Below are 18,054 nucleotides of genomic sequence, written 5' to 3'. Positions count from 1 at the left end.
CCTCCTAGGCGTCACGGGGTCTTCGCGGCGTCCAGAATCGCGATCGCCTCGTCGAGCGGATCGATGACGAAAAGTTCGGTTCCGGCGTCGGTGTCGACGCGCAGACGTGTGCGGAGGCCGCCGCTGAACAGGCCGCCATCCGGGCTTTGCCGCCCGACGGCGCGCAGTTGGGTCAGGCTCGCTTCCCAGCGCTTGCCGCCGGTGATCGCATCGAGGTGATTGGGTACGAAGAGCAGTCGGGTTTCGGTCAGGTGGAGGCGTCCGCCGACGGCCCTGCCGCCCTGTGTTCGATTGGCGAGCTTCTGCCAGACGACGTTCTCGGAGGCGTTCAGCGCGGGGCTACCGATCCACAATCCCATGGTTCATTTCCTTGTGTCGTTCCGGTGTTCGTCACCATGGATCGACATCTGGCCGGGCGCTGTTAATGGCGCCCGGCCAGGGATCTGAACAGGCCGGTCTCAGCCCAGCGCGCGCAAACGCGGGGCCAGATCTCGCTTGAAGAGGTCGAGGAAGCGGAGTTGGTCATGACCGGGGGCGTGGAAGACCAGGTGGTTGAGGCCGGCGTCGAGGTAGGGCTTGATCTTGGCGACGGCTTCGTCGGGGTCGCTGGCGACGATCCAGCGCTTGGCGACCTGTTCGATCGGGAGGGCGTCGGCGGCCTTCTCCATTTCGATGGGGTCGGTGATGTCGTGCTTCTGTTCGGGGGTCAGTGAGAGGGGGGCCCAGAAGCGGGTGTTCTGCAGGGCCAGTTCGGGATCGGTGTCGTAGGAGATCTTGATCTCGATCATCTTGTCGATCTCGGCGACATCGCGCTCGACCTTCTCGGCGCCTTCGGTGACCGCGGGCAGCAGCTTCTCGGTGTAGAGGTCCATGCCCTTGCCCGAGGTGCAGATGAAGCCGTCGCCCGCGCGACCGGCGTACCTGGCCACCACCGGGCCGCCTGCGGCGATGTAGACGGGGATGCCGCCCTTGGGAACGTCGTAGATGGACGCGCCGACGGTGTGGTAGTACTCGCCCTCGAAATCGACGCGATCGCCGGTCCACAGTTCGCGCATCATCTTCACCGCTTCACGCAGACGCGCGAAACGCTCCTTGAAGTCGGGCCATTCGCCCTTGTAACCGGTGGCGATCTCGTTGAGCGCCTCACCGGTGCCGACTCCGAGCATCACCCGGTTCGGGTACAGGCAGCCCAGCGTGGCGAAGGCCTGGGCGATTACGGCCGGGTTGTAGCGGAAGGTCGGGGTGAGGACCGAGGTGCCGAGCTGGATGCGCTCGGTGCGCTCGCCGACGGCCGCCAGCCAGGCCAGCGAGAACGGGGCGTGGCCGCCGTCGTGGCGCCACGGCTGGAAGTGGTCACTCACGGTCGCGCTGTCGAGGCCGTGCTGCTCGGCGGCGACGCCGAGTTCGACCAGCTCTCGCGGCCCGAACTGCTCTGCCGATGCCTTGTACCCGAGCTTGAGCTCAACCATTCCAGCCACTCCTGTCGTCCGTTGACCCCTGCCATCACGACACTAGCGCGCGGTCGGTCATCCGCGCCCACGCTGTTTCGTCACCCACCATGCCGAGTTTTAGCGGACAATTAACTAGTGACCACCAAGGATGAGCAGATCTTGTCGTACCTCACCGACATGGACGGCGTGCTGGTGCACGAGGATCAGCTGATCCCCGGCGCCGACGAGTTCCTCGCCGAACTGCGCGCCAACGAGATCCCGTTCCTCGTGCTCACCAATAACTCGATCCGCACCCCGCGCGACCTGCAGGCCCGCCTGCGCCACACCGGTCTCGACATTCCCGAGGAGTCGATCTGGACCTCGGCGCTGGCCACGGCGACGTTCCTCGCCGACCAGCGCCCCAACGGCACCGCGTATGTGGTCGGCGAATCCGGCCTCACCACCGCGCTGCACGAGATCGGCTACGTGCTCACCGACAGCGATCCCGACTACGTGGTGCTCGGCGAGACCCGCACCTACTCCTTCGAGGCCATCACCACCGCGATCCGCCTGGTCGATCGGGGCGCCAAGTTCATCGCCACCAACCCCGACGCCACGGGCCCCTCCCGCGACGGCGTCCTGCCCGCCACCGGTTCGGTCGCGGCCCTGATCACCAGGGCCACCGGTAAGGAGCCGTACTACGTCGGCAAGCCGAACCCGCTGATGATGCGCTCGGCGCTGCGCCAGATCGGCGCGCATTCGCAGTCGACGGTGATGATCGGCGACCGGATGGACACCGATGTGATCGCGGGGCTGGAGGCAGGTCTGCGCACGGTGCTGGTGACCTCCGGCATCTCGACCGAGTCCTCGGTGGAGGCCTACCCGTTCCGGCCGACCATGGTGGTCGACTCGGTGGCCGACCTGATCGGCCGGACCCGCCGCCCGTTCTCCGCCTGATCATGTGACCTGCGACTCATCGGAATAAGGTTCCCCCTCCGCTGGTTATAGTTGCCATGGCAACCAAAGGAGGGCCCGTGCAGTTCGGAATCTTCAGCGTCGGCGATGTGACCACCGATCCCACCACCGGCCGCACCCCCACCGAGGCCGAGCGGATCAAGGCGATGGTCGCGATCGCGCAGAAGGCCGAGGAAGTGGGTCTGGATGTGTTCGCGATGGGCGAGCACCACAATCGACCCTTCGTGCCGTCCTCGCCGACCACGATGCTCGGCTATATCGCCGGGCGTACCGACAACATCTTGCTGTCCACCTCCACCACGCTGATCACCACGAACGACCCGGTCAAGATCGCCGAGGACTTCGCGATGCTGCAGCACCTGGCCGACGGCCGGGTGGACCTGATGCTCGGCCGCGGCAACACCGGCCCGGTCTATCCGTGGTTCGGCAAGGACATCCGTGACGGCATCCCCCTGGCCATCGAGAACTACGCACTGCTGCACCGGCTGTGGCGCGAAGACGTCGTGAACTGGGAAGGCAAGTTCCGTACGCCGCTGCAATCGTTCACCTCGACCCCGCGTCCGCTCGACGACGTGCCGCCGTTCGTCTGGCACGGGTCGATTCGTAGCCCGGAGATCGCCGAACAGGCCGCCTACTACGGCGACGGCTTCTTCGCCAACCACATCTTCTGGCCTACTGACCACTTCAAGCGGCTGATCGACCTGTACCGCCGTCGCTACGAGCACTACGGCCACGGCAGTGCCGACCAGGCCATCGTCGGACTCGGCGGACAAGTGTTCCTGCGCAAGAACTCTCAGGACGCGGTCCGCGAGTTCCGCCCCTACTTCGACAACGCGCCCGTCTACGGACACGGACCGTCGCTGGAGGAGTTCACCGAGCAGACCCCGCTCACCGTGGGCAGCCCGGAGCAGGTCATCGAGAAGACGCTCACCTTCCGCGAGCACTTCGGCGACTACCAGCGCCAGCTGTTCCTGGTCGACCATGCCGGACTGCCGTTGAAGACGGTGCTCGAGCAGCTCGACCTGCTCGGCGAGGAGGTGATTCCGGTGCTGCGCAAGGAATTCGCGGCCCGACGTCCCGCGCAGGTACCCGACGCGCCCACCCATGCATCGCTGTTGGCCGCCGCACGAACGAAGGAGTTGACCGCATGACCACCCGCATCGCCGTGGTGTCGGCCGGGCTGTCACAGCCCTCGTCCACCCGACTGCTGGCCGACCGGCTGGCCGCCGCGACGGCACGAGAACTGGGCGGCGAGGCGGAGCTGGACTTCATCGACCTGCGTGATCACGCCCGTGAGCTGGCCGACAACCTGCTCACCGGGTTCCCCGCCCCGTCGCTGCGGGCGGCGATCGACAAGGTCGTCACCGCCGACGGTCTGATCGCCGTCACCCCGATTTTCAGCGCCTCCTACAGCGGTCTGTTCAAGACGTTCTTCGATGTGCTGGAACCGGATTCGCTGGCCGCGATGCCGGTGCTGGCCGGCGCTACCGGCGGCACCGAACGGCACTCCCTCGCGCTCGAGCACGCGGTGCGTCCGCTGTTCGCCTATCTGCGCTCGATCGTCGTGCCCACCGCGGTGTACGCGGCCTCGACCGATTGGGGCGCCAACGGCGCCGACCAGGCGCTGAACAACCGAATAGACCGTGCCGCAGGTGAATTCAGCGCCTTGCTACTCGGCAGGACGGCAACCCGACCGACCGATCCCTATCTCGACACGACCCCGTTCGAAGACCTACTCGCGGCAAATCTTCCCCACTGATCCACACCCATTCAGAAGGAGCACACTCATGACCAACGCCATCGCCAAGGGACTCACCGCAGGCACCTGGGCCATCGACCCCACCCACTCCACCGTCGGCTTCTCCGTACGCCACCTGATGGTGAGCAAGGTCCGCGGTCGCTTCACCGACTTCGACGGCGCCCTCGTGATCGCCGAGGACGGCACCGCCACCGCACACGCCGAGATCCGCGTCGACTCCCTCACCACCGACAACGCCCAGCGCGACGGTCACCTGCGCACCGCCGACTTCTTCCACGTCGAGCAGTTCCCGCTGATGACCTTCAAGTCCACCGGATTCCGCGGCGAGGGTAGCGATTTCGTCGTCGACGGCGAGTTCACCGTGCGCGGCAACACCAAGCCGGTCACCCTCGAGGTCGAGTTCCTCGGTGTCAGCCCGGGCATGGGCAACGGCCCGGTCGCCGGCTTCGAAGCCAAGACCGTGGTCTCACGCCGCGACTTCGGCCTCGACATCGACATGCCGCTGCCCGACGGTGGCGCCGTGATCGGCGACAAGATCACCCTCACCCTCGAGATCGAGGCCGGCCTGCAGAGCTGAGCTCCGCGCCGAATCGACGCCCCCATCACCCGTCCGGTGGTGGGGGCGTCGACGCGTTGCGGCTAGTCCTCGTCGGCGATGATCCTGTCGAGGGTCGCCGCGAGGTGGGTGAGGGTCGCGACCGTCGCGGCGAACTCCGCCGGACCGAGCGCCTGCGCCAGCCGGTGCGCCATGGCCGCGTGCTGCGGGTTGATGCGCCGAATGGCGGCGTGGCCTTCCTCGGTCATCGCGACCAGCTTGGCTCGCTTGTGCGCCGGGTTGGGTCGGTACTCGCACATACCCTTGCCGACCAGCAGGTCCGCGATCCGCTGCACGCTCTGCCGGGTGATGCCCATCGCGCGGGCGATGCCGGCCACCGGCTGTGGCTGCTCCTGCACGGCGGCCATCACCTGCCACCAGGCCACCGAGATCCCGGCCGGTGCGGACAGTCCGTCACCGATGGTCAGGAACTGACCGTTGAGCCGGAAGACGGTGAGCGCGGCGCCGTCGAGTAGGTCCTGTTCGGAGTTCAAGCTGCGTGGGTCCCCTCGTATTCGGCCAGCGCGGCGTACCCGGCCGGGTCCTTCTGCGCATACAGCTTGTACCAGGCCTCGAGTACGTGCGGTTCGTACAGGTCCAGACGCGCGAAGATCTCTCTCGCGAATTCGAACGGTGACATGCCGTCCGCGGTGATCACGTCACGGTCGGTGATCGCCGCCGTCTCGACGTAGTGCTCGGCCCCCGAATATCCGCTGTAGACAAGGAGTTCCGCCGCATTGCTGGTGTGTGCGCGGTCATCGAGCAAGCCCGCCGCGGCCAGTCCGAAGGTGGCGCCGCAGATCGCGGCCACCGGCACTCCGGCGTCGACGAACTCCTTCGCCTTGTGCGCGAACGCGATCAGGTCCCCACTCATCCACAGGTCCGCGCCCGGCAGGATCAGCATCGCGCTGTCGGCGGGATCGAGATCGGCGAGGGCGAGGTCGGGCGTTACCCGCAGGCGCCCCATGGTGGTGATCGGTTCGGTGGTGAGGCCGACCGTCGCGACCTCGAACGTTCCGGGCTCCCGGTGCCAGTTTCCGTTGGCGATGTGTGCCGTGGCGGCCCCCACTTCCCAGTCGGCGAGGGTGTCGTAAACGGCCACGTGAACTGTTGTGATCGACATGACAACATGCTGTCATGTTTGACAGGATACTGTCAATAAGAATTTTACTACCGGCTTATAGCCGCCGCTCCGTACTCTGACGGCATCCGGTGCGAGACAGGGAGGTTCACCCGCGATGACCGACTCCGTGCACGGCATGACGGGCACCATCACGTCACCGATTCGGGAGGCGGGCGCACTGGGTGAGGTGCTGATCTCGATTCGCGGGGGTACGGAGCTCTACCTCGCCCGTGCCGATGAGCCGATCGCCGCCTGGACCACCGTGTTGATCGTCGCGGTCCATCCGGGGCGGCTGGTCGATGTGGTCACTTGGATTCCGCTTCCCTCAGAATGAAAGGGGCCCGCGATGCTGGGCTATCACGTTCCCGATCCCGACGAAGCCATGCTGGTCAGTGGTGCCAAGACCAAGGACGACACCCCGTTCAAGGTGGTCATCGGCCGCGGCACCTGGGTGGTGCCGCTGTTCCGCAAGGTCCGCTACCTGTCGCTGGCCATGTTCGAGTCCGAGATCCGCGAGCGCTGCGTCACCAAGCAGGCCATCCAACTCGATGTGCGTGCGGTGATCGCGTTCAAGGTCGCCAACGACACCCAGTCGATTGTCAATGCGGCACAACGCTTCCTGTCCGAACAGGAACAGGAGATGTCGGTGCTCACCGGCCGGATCTTCTCCGGTCACCTGCGCTCGATCGTCGGCTCGATGACCGTCGAGGAGATCATTCGTGAACGCCAGAAGCTGGCCGACGAGGTCCTCATCGCCTCCAAGGTGGAGATGAGCAATATCGGCCTGTGGGTCGACTCGTTCCAGATCCAGAGCATCGACGACGGCAATCTCGGCTACATCAACGCGCTCGCGGCTCCGCACAACGCGGCGGTCCAGCGCGATGCCCAGATCGCCCAGGCCCAGGCCGCCCAGCGCTCCGCCGAAGCCGAACAGGAGTCGTTGCGTCGTCGCGCCGAATACGAGCGCGAAACCTCCATTCTCAAGGCCGAGTACCAGCGCGACATCGACAAGGCCAACGCCGAAGCGGCACAGGCAGGTCCGCTCGCCGACGCCATCGCCAGGCAGGCCGTCCTGCACGCCCAGGCCGAGCAGGCGCGCAAGAACGCCGAACTCCGCGAACAGCAACTCCAAGCCGAAGTGGTGAAACCCGCTGAGGCGGAGGCGGAACGCGTCCGCATCCTCGCGGTGGCCGAAGCCGACCGCACCCGCATTCAGGCCGAAGCGGCAGCGTCCAACAACCGAATCGCGCTGGACCAGATGCTCATCGAGCAACTCCCCGAAATCGTCAAGCAGGCCGCACACGGCCTGGCTGGCGCCAACCTCACCGTCCTCAACGGCCCCGACGGCGTCGGCGAACTGCTCAACGGCATGGTCGGTCAGGGGCTGACGGTGTTCAACTCCTTGCAGAAGGCACTGTCGAACGGCGAAGTCGACAAGGTCTGATGAGCGAGGGCGTCCCGGGCCTGACAAGCCCGGGGCGTCGCGGGGGCTGCCGCGGTCTATGACCCGGTCAGGTAGTCCGGCGCAGGGCGAACATGCGTAGATCGCGGGTGGTGCGGTCGCGGTAGGCGGCGTAGGCGCCGGTGATCTCGACGAAGCGGGCGAAGATCGCGTCCTGGTCCGCGTCGGGGACCGGGGTGGCGGTGACCGGGATGCGCTCGCCCGCGATAGCGACGGTGGCCGACGGGTCGGCGAGCAGGTTGGCGGTCCACGCGGGGTGGTGCTGCTGGCCGAAGTTGGAGCCGATCACATACAGGGTGTCGCCGTCGTGGACGTAGAGCAGCGGCTGGGTGCGGGCGACGCCGGACTTGCGGCCGGTGGTGGTGAGCAGGATCACCGGCGCGCCGATCGGGCCGAGCACGGTGTACTTGGCGTCGGTGCGTTCCAGCAGGGCACGGTCGAGCGGGGTGATCGTGCGGACCAGCCAGGACCCCGGCTTGGTCGCGGCGAAACGGTTGGCTGCGCGGGACAGGGGATTGGTGCGCGAACCCCACTGCCGATCCGGGAACTGCGATGTCATGGGGCGGACTATAGCCCGACCGATCGCACCACGATCCGGGCACTGAGTGTCATTTGGGGCGGACTATAGCCCGACCGGGGCGGACTATAACGCGACCGATCGGACCACACCGCGCCCCTGAATCGCTGACGATTCATTAAGCTCGCGAGCATGGTCGAACAAGCGCCGTCCACCGTGTACATCGCCTCACCCGAGGGTGACACCGGAAAATCTACGGTCGCACTGGGTGTCCTCGGCATGCTGTGCGCAACCACCGCACGCGTCGGCGTATTCCGTCCGATCACCCGCTCGGCCGACGAACCCGACTACATCCTCGAACTGCTGCTCGAGCACAGTACCGCCGATATCAGCTACGAACAGGCCATCGGCGTCACCTACGAGGACGTGCACCGCGACCCCACCGCCGCGATCAGCGACATCGTGATGCGGTTCCACGACGTCGCGAAGGCCTGCGACGCGGTGGTGATCGTCGGCAGCGACTACACCGACGTCGCCAGCCCGAGCGAGCTGCGCTTCAATGCCCGCATCGCGGTGAACCTGGGCGCGCCGGTACTGCTGGTCGTTCGCGGCGCGGATCGCACGCCCGGCGAGGTCAAGCAACTGGTCGAACTGTGTACCAGCGAGCTCACCACCGAGCACGCTCACCTCGTCGCGATCGTGGCCAATCGCTGCGCCCCTGACGAGCTGGACGAAATCGCCACCACACTGGCGAGTTTCGATGTTCCGTCGTGGACTCTGCCCGAGGTGCCGCTGCTGATGGCGCCGACGATGGCCGAGCTGTGCGAGTCCATCGAGGGCGAAATCTACAGTGGCGACCCGGAATTGTTGCAGCGTGAAGCGCTGCGCATCATGGTCGGCGGCATGACCGCCGAACACATCTTGGAACGACTCTCCGACGGTGTGGTGGTGATCGCGCCCGGCGACCGGTCCGACGTGCTGCTCAGTCTGGTGAATGCCCATGAGGCAGCGGGCTTTCCGTCCCTGGCCGGGGTCATCATGAACGGCGGCCTTCGCCCGCATCCGGCGATCGCGCGGCTGATGGAGGGACTGCAACCCAGGCTGCCTATCCTCGCCACCGAACTCGGCACCTACGACACCGCGAGTGCCGTGCACGGCACCCGTGGCCGGATGTGGGCGGGCAGTCCGGGAAAGGTGGACACCGCGCTCGCGCTGATGGAGCAGCGAGTCGACGCACCGGAACTGTTGCGGCGCATTCAGGTTCCGACTTCGACGGTCGTGACACCGCAGATGTTCGAGTACCGGCTGATCGAACGCGCCCGCGCCGATCGCAAACGCATCGTGCTGCCCGAGGGTGACGACGACCGCATCATCCGCGCCGCCGGACGAGTACTACAGCGCAAGATCGCCGACCTCACCATCCTCGGTGACGAGGCCTCGGTGCGAGCCCGTGCCGCCGAACTCGGCGTCGACATCGCCGACGCCGAGGTGCTGGCGCCGCGCACCTCCGGCTACCTCGACGACTTCGCCGCCGAATACACCGAACTGCGCAAGCACAAGGGCATGACGCTCGAGCGCGCGCGCGAAACCATGGCCGACATATCGTATTTCGGCACCATGATGGTCTACAAGGGGATCGCCGACGGCATGGTCTCCGGCGCCGCGCACACCACCGCGCACACGATTCGGCCCTCGTTCGAGATCATCAAGACGGTGCCCGGCGTCTCCACTGTGTCGAGCGTGTTCCTGATGTGCTTGGCCGATCGTGTTCTCGCCTATGGCGATTGCGCCGTGGTGCCGGACCCGACCTCGGAGCAGCTGGCCGATATCGCGGTGTCTTCGGCGGGCACGGCCGCCCGGTTCGGGATCGACCCGCGGGTGGCGATGCTGTCGTACTCGACCGGTGCGTCCGGAACCGGCGCCGACGTCGACAAGGTCCGCGCGGCAACCGAACTCGTGCGCGAGCGCGCGCCGGAACTGCCGGTGGAAGGTCCGATCCAGTACGACGCCGCGATCGAGCCCGCCGTCGCCAGCGCCAAGCTGCCCGATTCCGAAGTAGCGGGCAAGGCCACGGTTTTCGTCTTCCCCGACCTCAATACCGGCAACAACACCTACAAGGCGGTGCAGCGCAGCGCGGGTGCGGTCGCGATCGGGCCGGTGCTGCAGGGGCTGCGTAAACCGGTGAACGACCTCTCGCGCGGCGCGCTGGTCGCCGACATCGTCAACACCGTGGAGATCACCGCCATCCAGGCACAGGGAGACGGCAAGTGAGCGATCTCGTCCTGGTGCTCAACAGCGGCTCTTCGTCGATCAAATATCAACTGCTGCACGCCGTCTCGGCAGAGGTATTGGCATCCGGGCTGGTCGAGAAGATCGGCGAGTCGCACGGCGGACGGATCGTGCACGAGGCGGGCCCCGCCAAGCTCGAGTACGACGGCACGATCGAGGATCACAAGGCCGGTCTGCTGCGGGCGTTCGAGATGTTCCGTGAAACCGGCCTCGATCTGACCACGATCGGAATCGGCGCGGTCGGGCACCGGGTGGTCCACGGCGGCGAGGTGTTCTGGGAGCCGACCCTGATCACCGACGACGTGCTGCACACGATCGACGAGCTGTCGGTGCTCGCGCCGCTGCACAATCCCGCCAATGTGGTCGGCATCGAGTCGACGCGAGAGCTGCTGCCCGGCGTTCCCGAGGTCGCGGTCTTCGACACCGCCTTCTTCCATGCCATGCCCGATGCCGCCAAGACCTACGCGATCGACGCGAAAATTGCTGCCGCCCACGGGATTCGCAAGTACGGCTTCCACGGCACCTCACACCAGTACGTGTCGGAGAAGGCCGCCGAATACCTGGGCCGACCGACCGAAGAGCTGAACCAGATCGTCTTCCACCTGGGCAACGGTGCGTCCGCCTCGTCGATCCAGGGCGGCGTCGCGATCGACACCACCATGGGCATGACCCCGCTCGAAGGTCTGGTGATGGGAACCAGGCCGGGCGACCTAGACCCCGGCGTGCTGCCGTTCCTCATGCGCGCGGCCGACCTCGACGTGAGCGAGGTGGAACAACTACTCAATCGCAACTCGGGCATCAAGGGCCTGTCCGGGGTGAACGACTTCCGCGAGCTGCAGAAGCTGATCGACGGCGGCGACACCCAGGCGAAGCTCGCCTACGACGTCTACATCCACCGCCTGCGCCGCTACCTCGGCGCCTATCTCGTAGAACTCGGCACCGTCGACGACATCGTCTTCACCGCCGGTGTGGGCGAGAACAGTCCGGCGGTGCGCGCCGACGCCTTGGCGGGGCTACAGGCCCTCGGTATCGAGATCGATCCCGCCCGCAACGAGACGAGAGCCCCTGGCATCCGTCGCATTTCGCCGGACTTCGCCCCGGTGACGGTCCTGGTGGTGCCAACCAACGAGGAGCTGGCCATCGCGCGCGCTGCTCACGAACTGGTCGGCGCGCGCTGAGCTCCGGCTCAGAACCAGGATTTGGGGCGCAGCGAGTTGGCGAGGTCGACGAGAGCGTAGCGGTGGTCCCGGTCCGGTGCGTTGCGGGCGAGGGAACGCAGGCCGGATTCGGTGCCGTCGCGCAGGTCGCGTTCGGTGAAGCCGCGCCCGAACAGCTTGGCGTCCTTACGTTTCGGTGTGTTGCCGGCCTGTAGCCAGGCCAACGCGGTGCCCTGGACCAGCGTGCGCATGAGGGTGGCCCGGTGTTCGCCGGGGGCGATGGACTGGGCGCGCGAGGCGGCCAGTCGCAGGATCTGTTCGTCGAGTTCGGCGACGGGGGAGCTGGTGAGCAGCAACAGGATCGCCGTGGTCTGGGCGGTGGTGAAGTGGCGGGACGCGGCGGGCACGTCGTCGAGCGCGTGTACCGCTTCGCCGACTCGTCCCGCCACCGCAAGCTGCCTGGCGAGGCCGAATGCCGCGCTCACCACGGCCCGGTCGGTGCGCCATACGGTGTCGTAATAGCGTTCGGCGAAACTGCGCCACTGTTCGGGCGCCGCGGAATCCCAGTGTTGCAGGATGAGTTCCGCGGTGGCGGCCAGCGCCAGCTTGGGCGCGATCTCACCCGGCAGTACCCGCAGCACCGCCTCGAACGACGCGAAGGCGGCTTCGTAGTCGAGTTCGAGCAGATGCGCCTGACCGGTGAACCAGTCCGTGCGCCAATCGGTGTCGTTCCGAACCCGGTCGAGCATATGCAGCACCGCCGCCGACTCGCCCAGTTCCAGCCGCGCACGCGCCTCGGCGAAGAGCAGCTCGCCCGCCAGCGTCTCGGGCGCATTGTCGGGGTCGGCTTCGGCCCGCTCGCGGGAGTCGTGCAGCGCCTCCAGCACCCGCTCGGGTTCCGGGTTGGCGGTCGCGGCCAGCAGCGGAGCCGACGGGTCGGCGGGGTCGATCAGCGGAATCGGGAGCGCGGCGACCACATCGCGGGAATCCAGTAGCGGCGAGCGACCGACACCGTCGAGGTAGGAGTCGGTCTGGCTGATCAGCTCCTCGGTTCCGAAGCTGGTGCGCTGTGGACTGAACACTGTGGACAGCTGTGGATGTTCGGTGCCGGTGTCGTAGGCGAGGATCTCGCGCAGTACACCGGCCAGCTGCGCCGACATCGCCCGCGCCGACGGAAAACGAAGTGCCGGATCGAGATCGGTGGCGGTGAGCAGGAATCGATGGAAGAACTCGTAGCGGGCGAGCAGCGGTTCGTCGGCGGGGTCGGGGATGCCGTCGAGATAGCGGCCGTGTTCGCTGGGCAGCGCCAGCGTGAGCGCGGCGATCGTGCGGCCGACGGTGTAGACGTCGGAGGCCGGCGTCGGCCCGGTCCTGGCGATCTCCGGCGCCTGGAAACCCTTGGTGCCGTACAGGTTTCCGTAGGCGTCGATGGTGGCGACCGCGCCGAGGTCGATCAGCTTCACCTGGTCCTCGGTGACCATCACATTGTCGGGCTTGAGGTCGTTGTAGGTGAGACCGATCGAGTGCAGATATTCCAGCGCGGGCAGGATCTCCAGCACATACGCGATGGCCTCGGCCAGCGGCATCTGCTCGCCACGCGGCTTGGCGTCGAGGATGTCACGCAGCGAATGGCCGCCCACGTACTCCATCACGATGTAGCCGATGGACCCGTCACCCGCGGTGTGCTCGACGAAGTTGTGGATCTTGACGATGCTCGGGTGCGCCACCTCGGCCAGGAACTGCCGCTCGGCTACCGCCACGGCCTGCGCTTCGGCGTCACCCGCGTGCAACAGCCCCTTGAGCACCACCCAACGATCGCTCACATTGCGGTCGATGGCCAGATAGATCCAGCCGAGCCCGCCGTGCGCGATGCAACCCTGGATCTCGTACTGCCCGGCGACCATGTCGCCTTCGTGCAGTGACGGCCGAAAATCGTAAGCGGCCCCGCAGGTTTCGCATTCGCCACTGGTCGAGGCGGCGCGCGCCGGCGTCGAACGCCCGACCGGATTGCTACAGCGCCAGCAGAACCGCCGACCTTCCGACACCATCGGATCCGCCAGCACGGCATCACGCGGATCGGCCGGGGTCACCGTCGGAATCGGCACCAGCCCGGCCCCGAGCCGTCGGGTGGGCCGCGACCGCGCCGTTCGCACACTGCGCCCCGACCGTGCGGTACCCCCGCCGGTTTGCGGCGCGGACGGCCAGGATTCGGGATCGACCGGAGTCGCCTGCGTGCCGGGCTGTTCGGTGCGCTGAGCGGCCTCGGTCGCCGCGTACGGTGCGGTCATGGGGTCCCGCTGCGCGGCTTCGGTCGGCGCGTACGGTGCTGTTCGCGGTGCGGCTTCGGTCGGCGCGTACGCCGCTGACTCGGTTGCCGGGGGACGATTCGCCCGCTGTGTGGCGAGCTGCTCTTCCGCCTGTTGTGCCGATGCGGTCTGGGGAATCTCGCCCGATCGCTCGACGGCGCCGGACGCTTCGGCCCGCTGGGTCGCATCGGTCGCCGGGGTGTGGTCGCGGCTGCTCGCCTGCTGTCGGGCGAACTCCGCGGCCGCCTCGGCGGTGAGTTTGGGCAACGGTCGCGTCTCGTCGTCGCCGGGCAGCGTCCACCCACCCGGTAGCGTGCCCGGACGCTGACGCTGGGTCAGCTGTGTCGGCTCGCGCCGTTCCGGGTCGGGTGCCGGATCGTGAGGCGTCGACTCGGCGCCGAGCTTCGGGTCCGGATCGGCTTGTCCCAGTTCGCCATTGGCGGGATCGGTACTCATGGCCGTCAGTCCTGGTACTTCGGTGCGGGTGGGCTCGGTGTCTCGCCGAGGGTCGCGAGCCAGCGGCGGTGGATCCGGGTCCAGGTGCCGTCGTTGCGGATGCGCTCCAGGGTGGCGTTGACGAAACGCACCAGGTCGTCGTCGCCCTTGGGGATACCGATGCCGTACGGCTCGGCGCTGATGCTGCCGCCGACCACCTCGGTGTAGGGGTCCTGGGCGGCCAGACCGGCCAGGATCGAGTCGTCGGTGCTCACCGCGTCCACCTGGCGCTGTTGCAGCACCACCAGGCAGTCGGCCCAGGTCGGCACCGTCAGAATCGTGGCGGCGGGTTGGTCGCGGCGGATGTGATCGAGGGAGGTGGTGCCGCGCACCACGCACACGCGCTTGCCCGCCAGATCGGCGAGGCCGCCGATACCGGAATCCTTCACCGCGAGCACCCGCTGGTCGGCCCGCAGATACACCGTCGAGAACGCCACTCGCTGACGTCGCTCGCAGGTGATGGTCATCGTCTTCGCGATCAGGTCGACGGTGTGATCCTGCAGTGCTCGCTCGCGTTCTTCCGAAGCGAGACTGCGGTATTCGATCAGATCAGGATTGCCGAGCAGGTCGCGGGCGATCTCGCGGGCGATGTCGGCGTCGAAGCCGACGATGCGACCACTGAGCGGATCGCGGAAGCTGAACAGATTGCTGCCCGCGTCGAGTCCCACGATGAGCCTGCCGCGCGCGCGGATGGCATCGATCGTCGGGCCGGACGCGGTGCTCGGCCGCAGGCTCGCGGTCGGATCGCCGCACTGTTCGCCACCGGTAGCGGGCACGGGGGTATCGGTGCCGATCGGAATCGCCTTGGCGGGCAACGGCGGTTCCGAATAGACGCCTCGCTCAGCGGGCGTGGTTGTGCCGTCGGAGCAGCCGGCGAGCAGCCCGACCAGCACCAGCGCCGCGAGGACGCGCCCGCGCCTCACCGGTACTCCCGCAGCCGCGGCCACAACCCGAGCGCGACGCAGGCCGCCGCCGCGATCCCGAGCACGAATGCGCCGGGGGCGAGGAAAGACAGCACGTCGATCGCCTGAGAGACCTTCGCGCGCAGGGTGTCTCGTGTCACCGCGCCCGCTTTGTCCAGTGCCCGGTCGAGTGCGTCGACCTGGGCGGCCGAATCGGCGGCGCTCGGACCGGTGGCCACGGTGGCCGCGCCCATGAAATCGCCACGCTCGAGGGTGTCGTTCATCCGCTGATGGGCTGACTGCCAGCGGGTCAGCGCGGCTCGCGCGTACGCCACTTCGTCGCGCGCGGGGGCGTCATCGGGATAGCCGGCGAGCAACTCGTTGAGCCGGGCGGCATTGGTATCGAATGTGCGGTCGTAGTCGCCGGTCGCGTCGCGGCGAACCAGCTTCACCATTTCCGCTGACCTGGCTTGCTGCACCAGGATTCGGCTCTCGGCCAGTCGCGCCGACGGCACCGCTCCTTCGTCCCGGCAGCGAATCATCGCCACCGCGGACAGCGATCCGGCCGCCACCGTCCAGATCAGCGTCAGTGCCAGCGCGCCGGTGCCGATCAGCAGGCCCATATTGAAGAACCGACGCGAGCGCCGCGCCAGCTCGACCTGCACCCAGATCAGCGCACCGAGCGCCACCACCAGCAGCGCGATCGCCGTCCACGGTGGTTGCACGTGCCGGTGCTGCGCGGCGGTGACCGCGTCGAACCGATGGTCTTCCAGCTCCTCGGCCATCGGCAGCAGCCCGGTCTGCATCTGATGCGATGCCTCGCTCAGATACGCCGCGCCCACGGGATAGCCGTTGCGGTTGTTCACCCGTGCGGTCTCGATCAGCCCGCTGTAGACGGGCAGCCCGGTCGCGATGCCGGTGCGCAGCCTGCGATCGGTGCCCGACGGGTCGGCCGCTTCTTCGTCGGAGACGTGTCCGGCCTGCGTCACCAACTCCGCGGCTGCTTCGCCGATGGCCTGGGTGTAGCGGTCGCGCACTGCCTGGGGTTCGAGTCCGCCCGCGATGAAGGCGGTGCCCGCGGCGGCGTCGGCGATGGAGAGCGAGGTGTACAGGTGATTGGCCGAATGCGCGTCGGGTTCGGTGTCGTCGAGCAGGACGCCGAGAGCTTGCTGACGCTCACTCACGGTCGTCGAAGTCACCGCGCCCGCGGTCACGCACAGCACCATCAGGACCAGTCCGGCGGCAACCAGCCGCCCTGGCGAGGAGTGCGCGAAGCTGCGCAAGCGGGCGGGTTGGAACTGCGCGCGCAACGCTCTGACGTCGGGCGCGGGCGGTCGGTCCACGGGCGCAGTCGGTCGGCGCAACGGCGCCCAGCGCGGTGCTACCGGCGCGGCTCCCGTGGTGTCGGAAGGCTTCGCACCCACCTCGGCCTGCGACGACGGGCGAACACGGACGGCCGCCACCTCGGTCGAGGCATTGCGATTCCCCGGTTCGTCCATCGTTCACCTCCCGGCGCTGTTCGTGCACACCTACCTGTGCGGAGTTTATTGTGGGCCTACGGGTAGCGCAGCCCCTCACATACCCCCGAAGCGGTTGCTGTTCGGCTGCTCGGAGGAAAGAGTATGGGATGCGCGGCGACGGAGACGGCTGGTACAAGAGCCCTGACGGGGTCAAGCACTGGGGCAAGTTCGGTGCGGCGGGGCTACTGCTGCGCGCGCCGTTGCCCGGTGGCGGGTCGGCGGTGCTGTTGCAGCACCGGGCGCCGTGGAGTCATCAGGGCGGCACCTGGGCGCTGCCCGGCGGCGCACGTGATTCGCACGAGTCACCCGAGCACGCGGCCGTCAGGGAGGCAGAGGAGGAGGCGGGCATCACCGCCGACCTGCTCCGCGTACGCGCCGAACGCTTGACGATGACCGCCGCGAGCGGCTGGACCTACATCACCGTCATCGCCGACGCCGACAGCCAACTCCCCACGGTCGCCAACAAGGAATCCGCCGAACTGGCCTGGGTTCCCGAGGACGAGGTCGCCGACCTCCCGTTGCACCCAGGCTTCGCCACCGCCTGGATCGAACTGCGCGCGGTGCCGTTGCGGGTGCGGCTCGAGGCCGATACCGAACTCGCGCAGGCGCTTCCCCGCACAGTCGAACTGCCAGACCAGGGCTTCTTCTGGCTGCACGCGCGGGCCGACGGCCCCGGCATCGAAGTGGTTCTCGACGCCGAGCCGACCGAGGGCCCGATCCTCACCAGGGCTGACGTCCTCGCCTGAGTGGCGGGCAGCGGCGCTGTCCGCCCGAGCTCAGTTCGCGTCGAGGAGTGCCTGTTTGAGTTCGCGGGCCGCGGCTTCCGGATCGGCGGCTTCGGTGATCGCCCTGACCACGACGACGCGGCGGGCGCCGGCGGCCAACACCTCCGGTAGTCGCTGCGCGTCGACGCCGCCGATGGCGAACCAGGGGAGCGTGGGATGGGACTCGGCGGTCGAGCGTACGAAGTCCACGCCTGCGGCTTGGCGGCCGGGCTTGGTGGGCGTGGTCCAGATCGGGCCGGTGCAGAAGTAGTCGAGGTGGCCGTCGATGGCGGCCAGGCCCGCCTGATTGCGGTTGTGGGTGGAGCGGCCGATCACCACATCGGGGCCGACGACGCGTCGTGCGTAGGTGGGCGGCAGGTCACCCTGGCCGAGGTGCAGCACGTCCGCGCCCGCGGCCAGTGCGATATCGGCGCGGTCGTTCACCGCGAGCAAGGCGCCGTGGCGGCGCGTCGCGGCCTTGATCTCGGCGAGCGCGCCCAGCTCGGCCTTGGCCTCCAGCGCCCCGAATTCGGCCTCGCCCGGCGACCCCTTGTCCCTGAGCTGCACGATGTCGACGCCACCGGCTAGCGCGGCGTCGACGAATCTGGCCAGATCGCCCTTCTCCCGGCGCGCGTCGGTGCACAGATACAGCAGCGCACTCGACAGACGCTCCCTGGGCGGGACGGAACGGTTCGGATGGGAGGGCTGCACGTCCACGACGGTAGTCGCGCTACCGTTGGAGTGCGAACGCCGTGGCTGG

Annotated in this window: 18 protein-coding genes; 9 read left to right on the top strand and 9 right to left on the bottom strand. The window is 67.8% G+C overall.

Features of this window, described 5'->3' with window-relative positions; genetic code table 11:
* Nucleotides 1-11: 11 nt before the first annotated feature.
* Complete coding sequence (locus OHS03_RS26510; RefSeq protein WP_328657831.1) at nucleotides 12-359, bottom strand: hypothetical protein; 348 nt, start codon at nucleotides 357-359, stop codon at nucleotides 12-14.
* 99 nt (nucleotides 360-458) lie between these two features.
* Nucleotides 459-1,469, bottom strand: a complete 1,011-nt coding sequence (fgd, locus tag OHS03_RS26505) for a glucose-6-phosphate dehydrogenase (coenzyme-F420) (RefSeq protein ID WP_328657829.1) — start codon at nucleotides 1,467-1,469, stop codon at nucleotides 459-461.
* Nucleotides 1,470-1,628: 159 nt separating this feature from the next.
* Between fgd and OHS03_RS26500 the strand changes: the two genes are divergently transcribed.
* The 4 genes from OHS03_RS26500 to OHS03_RS26485 all read left to right on the top strand — a co-directional run bounded on the left by OHS03_RS26500 (nucleotide 1,629) and on the right by OHS03_RS26485 (nucleotide 4,741).
* The gene (locus OHS03_RS26500) at nucleotides 1,629-2,387 is read left to right on the top strand and encodes an HAD-IIA family hydrolase (RefSeq protein WP_371852038.1); all 759 of its coding nucleotides are present in this window, start codon (nucleotides 1,629-1,631) and stop codon (nucleotides 2,385-2,387) included.
* 77 nt (nucleotides 2,388-2,464) lie between these two features.
* Complete coding sequence (locus tag OHS03_RS26495) at nucleotides 2,465-3,556, top strand: LLM class flavin-dependent oxidoreductase (protein ID WP_056814995.1); 1,092 nt, start codon at nucleotides 2,465-2,467, stop codon at nucleotides 3,554-3,556.
* Nucleotides 3,553-4,164: an FMN reductase gene (locus OHS03_RS26490; RefSeq protein ID WP_328657827.1), complete on the top strand. Its 612-nt coding sequence runs from the start codon at nucleotides 3,553-3,555 to the stop codon at nucleotides 4,162-4,164. Before OHS03_RS26495 ends, OHS03_RS26490 begins: the two co-directional genes overlap by 4 nt.
* Before the next feature lie 28 nt (nucleotides 4,165-4,192).
* Complete coding sequence (locus tag OHS03_RS26485) at nucleotides 4,193-4,741, top strand: YceI family protein (RefSeq protein ID WP_328657825.1); 549 nt, start codon at nucleotides 4,193-4,195, stop codon at nucleotides 4,739-4,741.
* Nucleotides 4,742-4,803: 62 nt separating this feature from the next.
* On the opposite strand, the gene OHS03_RS26480 is transcribed toward OHS03_RS26485, so the two are convergent.
* Both OHS03_RS26480 and OHS03_RS26475 read right to left on the bottom strand, forming a co-directional pair.
* Nucleotides 4,804-5,253, bottom strand: a complete 450-nt coding sequence (locus OHS03_RS26480; RefSeq protein ID WP_062986137.1) for a MarR family winged helix-turn-helix transcriptional regulator — start codon at nucleotides 5,251-5,253, stop codon at nucleotides 4,804-4,806.
* Nucleotides 5,250-5,882, bottom strand: a complete 633-nt coding sequence (locus tag OHS03_RS26475; RefSeq protein ID WP_328657823.1) for a DJ-1/PfpI family protein — start codon at nucleotides 5,880-5,882, stop codon at nucleotides 5,250-5,252. The genes OHS03_RS26480 and OHS03_RS26475 overlap by 4 nt, the downstream gene beginning before the upstream one ends.
* A 115-nt stretch (nucleotides 5,883-5,997) precedes the next feature.
* Here OHS03_RS26475 and OHS03_RS26470 point away from each other — a divergent pair, with 115 nt between their 5' ends.
* Both OHS03_RS26470 and OHS03_RS26465 read left to right on the top strand, forming a co-directional pair.
* Nucleotides 5,998-6,216, top strand: a complete 219-nt coding sequence (locus OHS03_RS26470) for an NfeD C-terminal domain-containing protein (RefSeq protein WP_056814983.1) — start codon at nucleotides 5,998-6,000, stop codon at nucleotides 6,214-6,216.
* A gap of 12 nt (nucleotides 6,217-6,228) precedes the next feature.
* Entirely contained in the window at nucleotides 6,229-7,326 is a 1,098-nt protein-coding gene (locus OHS03_RS26465) for an SPFH domain-containing protein (RefSeq protein ID WP_056814982.1), read from the top strand.
* A gap of 67 nt (nucleotides 7,327-7,393) precedes the next feature.
* Here the strand turns inward: OHS03_RS26465 and OHS03_RS26460 are convergent, their stop codons facing one another.
* Complete coding sequence (locus tag OHS03_RS26460) at nucleotides 7,394-7,903, bottom strand: nitroreductase family deazaflavin-dependent oxidoreductase (protein ID WP_063054542.1); 510 nt, start codon at nucleotides 7,901-7,903, stop codon at nucleotides 7,394-7,396.
* Between the two features lie 150 nt (nucleotides 7,904-8,053).
* Here OHS03_RS26460 and pta point away from each other — a divergent pair, with 150 nt between their 5' ends.
* The gene (gene pta, locus OHS03_RS26455; protein ID WP_328657820.1) at nucleotides 8,054-10,132 is read left to right on the top strand and encodes a phosphate acetyltransferase; all 2,079 of its coding nucleotides are present in this window, start codon (nucleotides 8,054-8,056) and stop codon (nucleotides 10,130-10,132) included.
* Nucleotides 10,129-11,328 (top strand): acetate kinase, encoded by a 1,200-nt coding sequence (locus OHS03_RS26450; protein ID WP_328657818.1) that lies wholly within the window; start codon nucleotides 10,129-10,131, stop codon nucleotides 11,326-11,328. The genes pta and OHS03_RS26450 overlap by 4 nt, the downstream gene beginning before the upstream one ends.
* Before the next feature lie 8 nt (nucleotides 11,329-11,336).
* On the opposite strand, the gene OHS03_RS26445 is transcribed toward OHS03_RS26450, so the two are convergent.
* Genes OHS03_RS26445 through OHS03_RS26435 form a run of 3 tightly spaced genes read right to left on the bottom strand, consistent with a single transcriptional unit; the run spans nucleotide 11,337 to nucleotide 16,509 of the window.
* Nucleotides 11,337-14,069, bottom strand: a complete 2,733-nt coding sequence (locus OHS03_RS26445) for a serine/threonine-protein kinase (protein WP_328657817.1) — start codon at nucleotides 14,067-14,069, stop codon at nucleotides 11,337-11,339.
* A 5-nt stretch (nucleotides 14,070-14,074) separates the two neighbouring features.
* Complete coding sequence (locus OHS03_RS26440) at nucleotides 14,075-15,031, bottom strand: glutamate ABC transporter substrate-binding protein (protein ID WP_328657815.1); 957 nt, start codon at nucleotides 15,029-15,031, stop codon at nucleotides 14,075-14,077.
* Complete coding sequence (locus tag OHS03_RS26435; RefSeq protein ID WP_328657814.1) at nucleotides 15,028-16,509, bottom strand: GlnX family signal transduction membrane protein; 1,482 nt, start codon at nucleotides 16,507-16,509, stop codon at nucleotides 15,028-15,030. Before OHS03_RS26435 ends, OHS03_RS26440 begins: the two co-directional genes overlap by 4 nt.
* 128 nt (nucleotides 16,510-16,637) lie before the next feature.
* Here OHS03_RS26435 and OHS03_RS26430 point away from each other — a divergent pair, with 128 nt between their 5' ends.
* The gene (locus OHS03_RS26430) at nucleotides 16,638-17,276 is read left to right on the top strand and encodes an NUDIX domain-containing protein (protein ID WP_328657812.1); all 639 of its coding nucleotides are present in this window, start codon (nucleotides 16,638-16,640) and stop codon (nucleotides 17,274-17,276) included.
* A gap of 30 nt (nucleotides 17,277-17,306) precedes the next feature.
* On the opposite strand, the gene thiE is transcribed toward OHS03_RS26430, so the two are convergent.
* The gene (gene thiE / locus OHS03_RS26425) at nucleotides 17,307-18,005 is read right to left on the bottom strand and encodes a thiamine phosphate synthase (protein WP_062986412.1); all 699 of its coding nucleotides are present in this window, start codon (nucleotides 18,003-18,005) and stop codon (nucleotides 17,307-17,309) included.
* Nucleotides 18,006-18,054: the final 49 nt, after the last annotated feature.

Source organism: Nocardia salmonicida (genome assembly GCF_036142455.1).
Taxonomy (GTDB): domain Bacteria; phylum Actinomycetota; class Actinomycetes; order Mycobacteriales; family Mycobacteriaceae; genus Nocardia; species Nocardia salmonicida.
The sequence above is the reverse complement of the archived record's forward strand: the minus strand, read 5'-3'. Positions and strand labels throughout refer to the sequence as shown.

Excerpts from the sequence above, each read along its gene's own strand:
- OHS03_RS26485 (WP_328657825.1), top strand. The coding sequence starts at position 4,193 with ATGACCAACGCCATCGCCAAGGGACTCACCGCAGGCACCTGGGCCATC.
- OHS03_RS26510 (WP_328657831.1), bottom strand. The coding sequence starts at position 359 with ATGGGATTGTGGATCGGTAGCCCCGCGCTGAACGCCTCCGAGAACGTC.
- OHS03_RS26465 (WP_056814982.1), top strand. The coding sequence starts at position 6,229 with ATGCTGGGCTATCACGTTCCCGATCCCGACGAAGCCATGCTGGTCAGT.
- OHS03_RS26475 (WP_328657823.1), bottom strand. The coding sequence starts at position 5,882 with ATGTCGATCACAACAGTTCACGTGGCCGTTTACGACACCCTCGCCGAC.
- OHS03_RS26430 (WP_328657812.1), top strand. The coding sequence starts at position 16,638 with ATGCGCGGCGACGGAGACGGCTGGTACAAGAGCCCTGACGGGGTCAAG.
- OHS03_RS26500 (WP_371852038.1), top strand. The coding sequence starts at position 1,629 with ATGGACGGCGTGCTGGTGCACGAGGATCAGCTGATCCCCGGCGCCGAC.
- pta (WP_328657820.1), top strand. The coding sequence starts at position 8,054 with ATGGTCGAACAAGCGCCGTCCACCGTGTACATCGCCTCACCCGAGGGT.
- OHS03_RS26445 (WP_328657817.1), bottom strand. The coding sequence starts at position 14,069 with ATGAGTACCGATCCCGCCAATGGCGAACTGGGACAAGCCGATCCGGAC.
- fgd (WP_328657829.1), bottom strand. The coding sequence starts at position 1,469 with ATGGTTGAGCTCAAGCTCGGGTACAAGGCATCGGCAGAGCAGTTCGGG.
- OHS03_RS26460 (WP_063054542.1), bottom strand. The coding sequence starts at position 7,903 with ATGACATCGCAGTTCCCGGATCGGCAGTGGGGTTCGCGCACCAATCCC.
- OHS03_RS26470 (WP_056814983.1), top strand. The coding sequence starts at position 5,998 with ATGACCGACTCCGTGCACGGCATGACGGGCACCATCACGTCACCGATT.
- OHS03_RS26435 (WP_328657814.1), bottom strand. The coding sequence starts at position 16,509 with ATGGACGAACCGGGGAATCGCAATGCCTCGACCGAGGTGGCGGCCGTC.
- OHS03_RS26490 (WP_328657827.1), top strand. The coding sequence starts at position 3,553 with ATGACCACCCGCATCGCCGTGGTGTCGGCCGGGCTGTCACAGCCCTCG.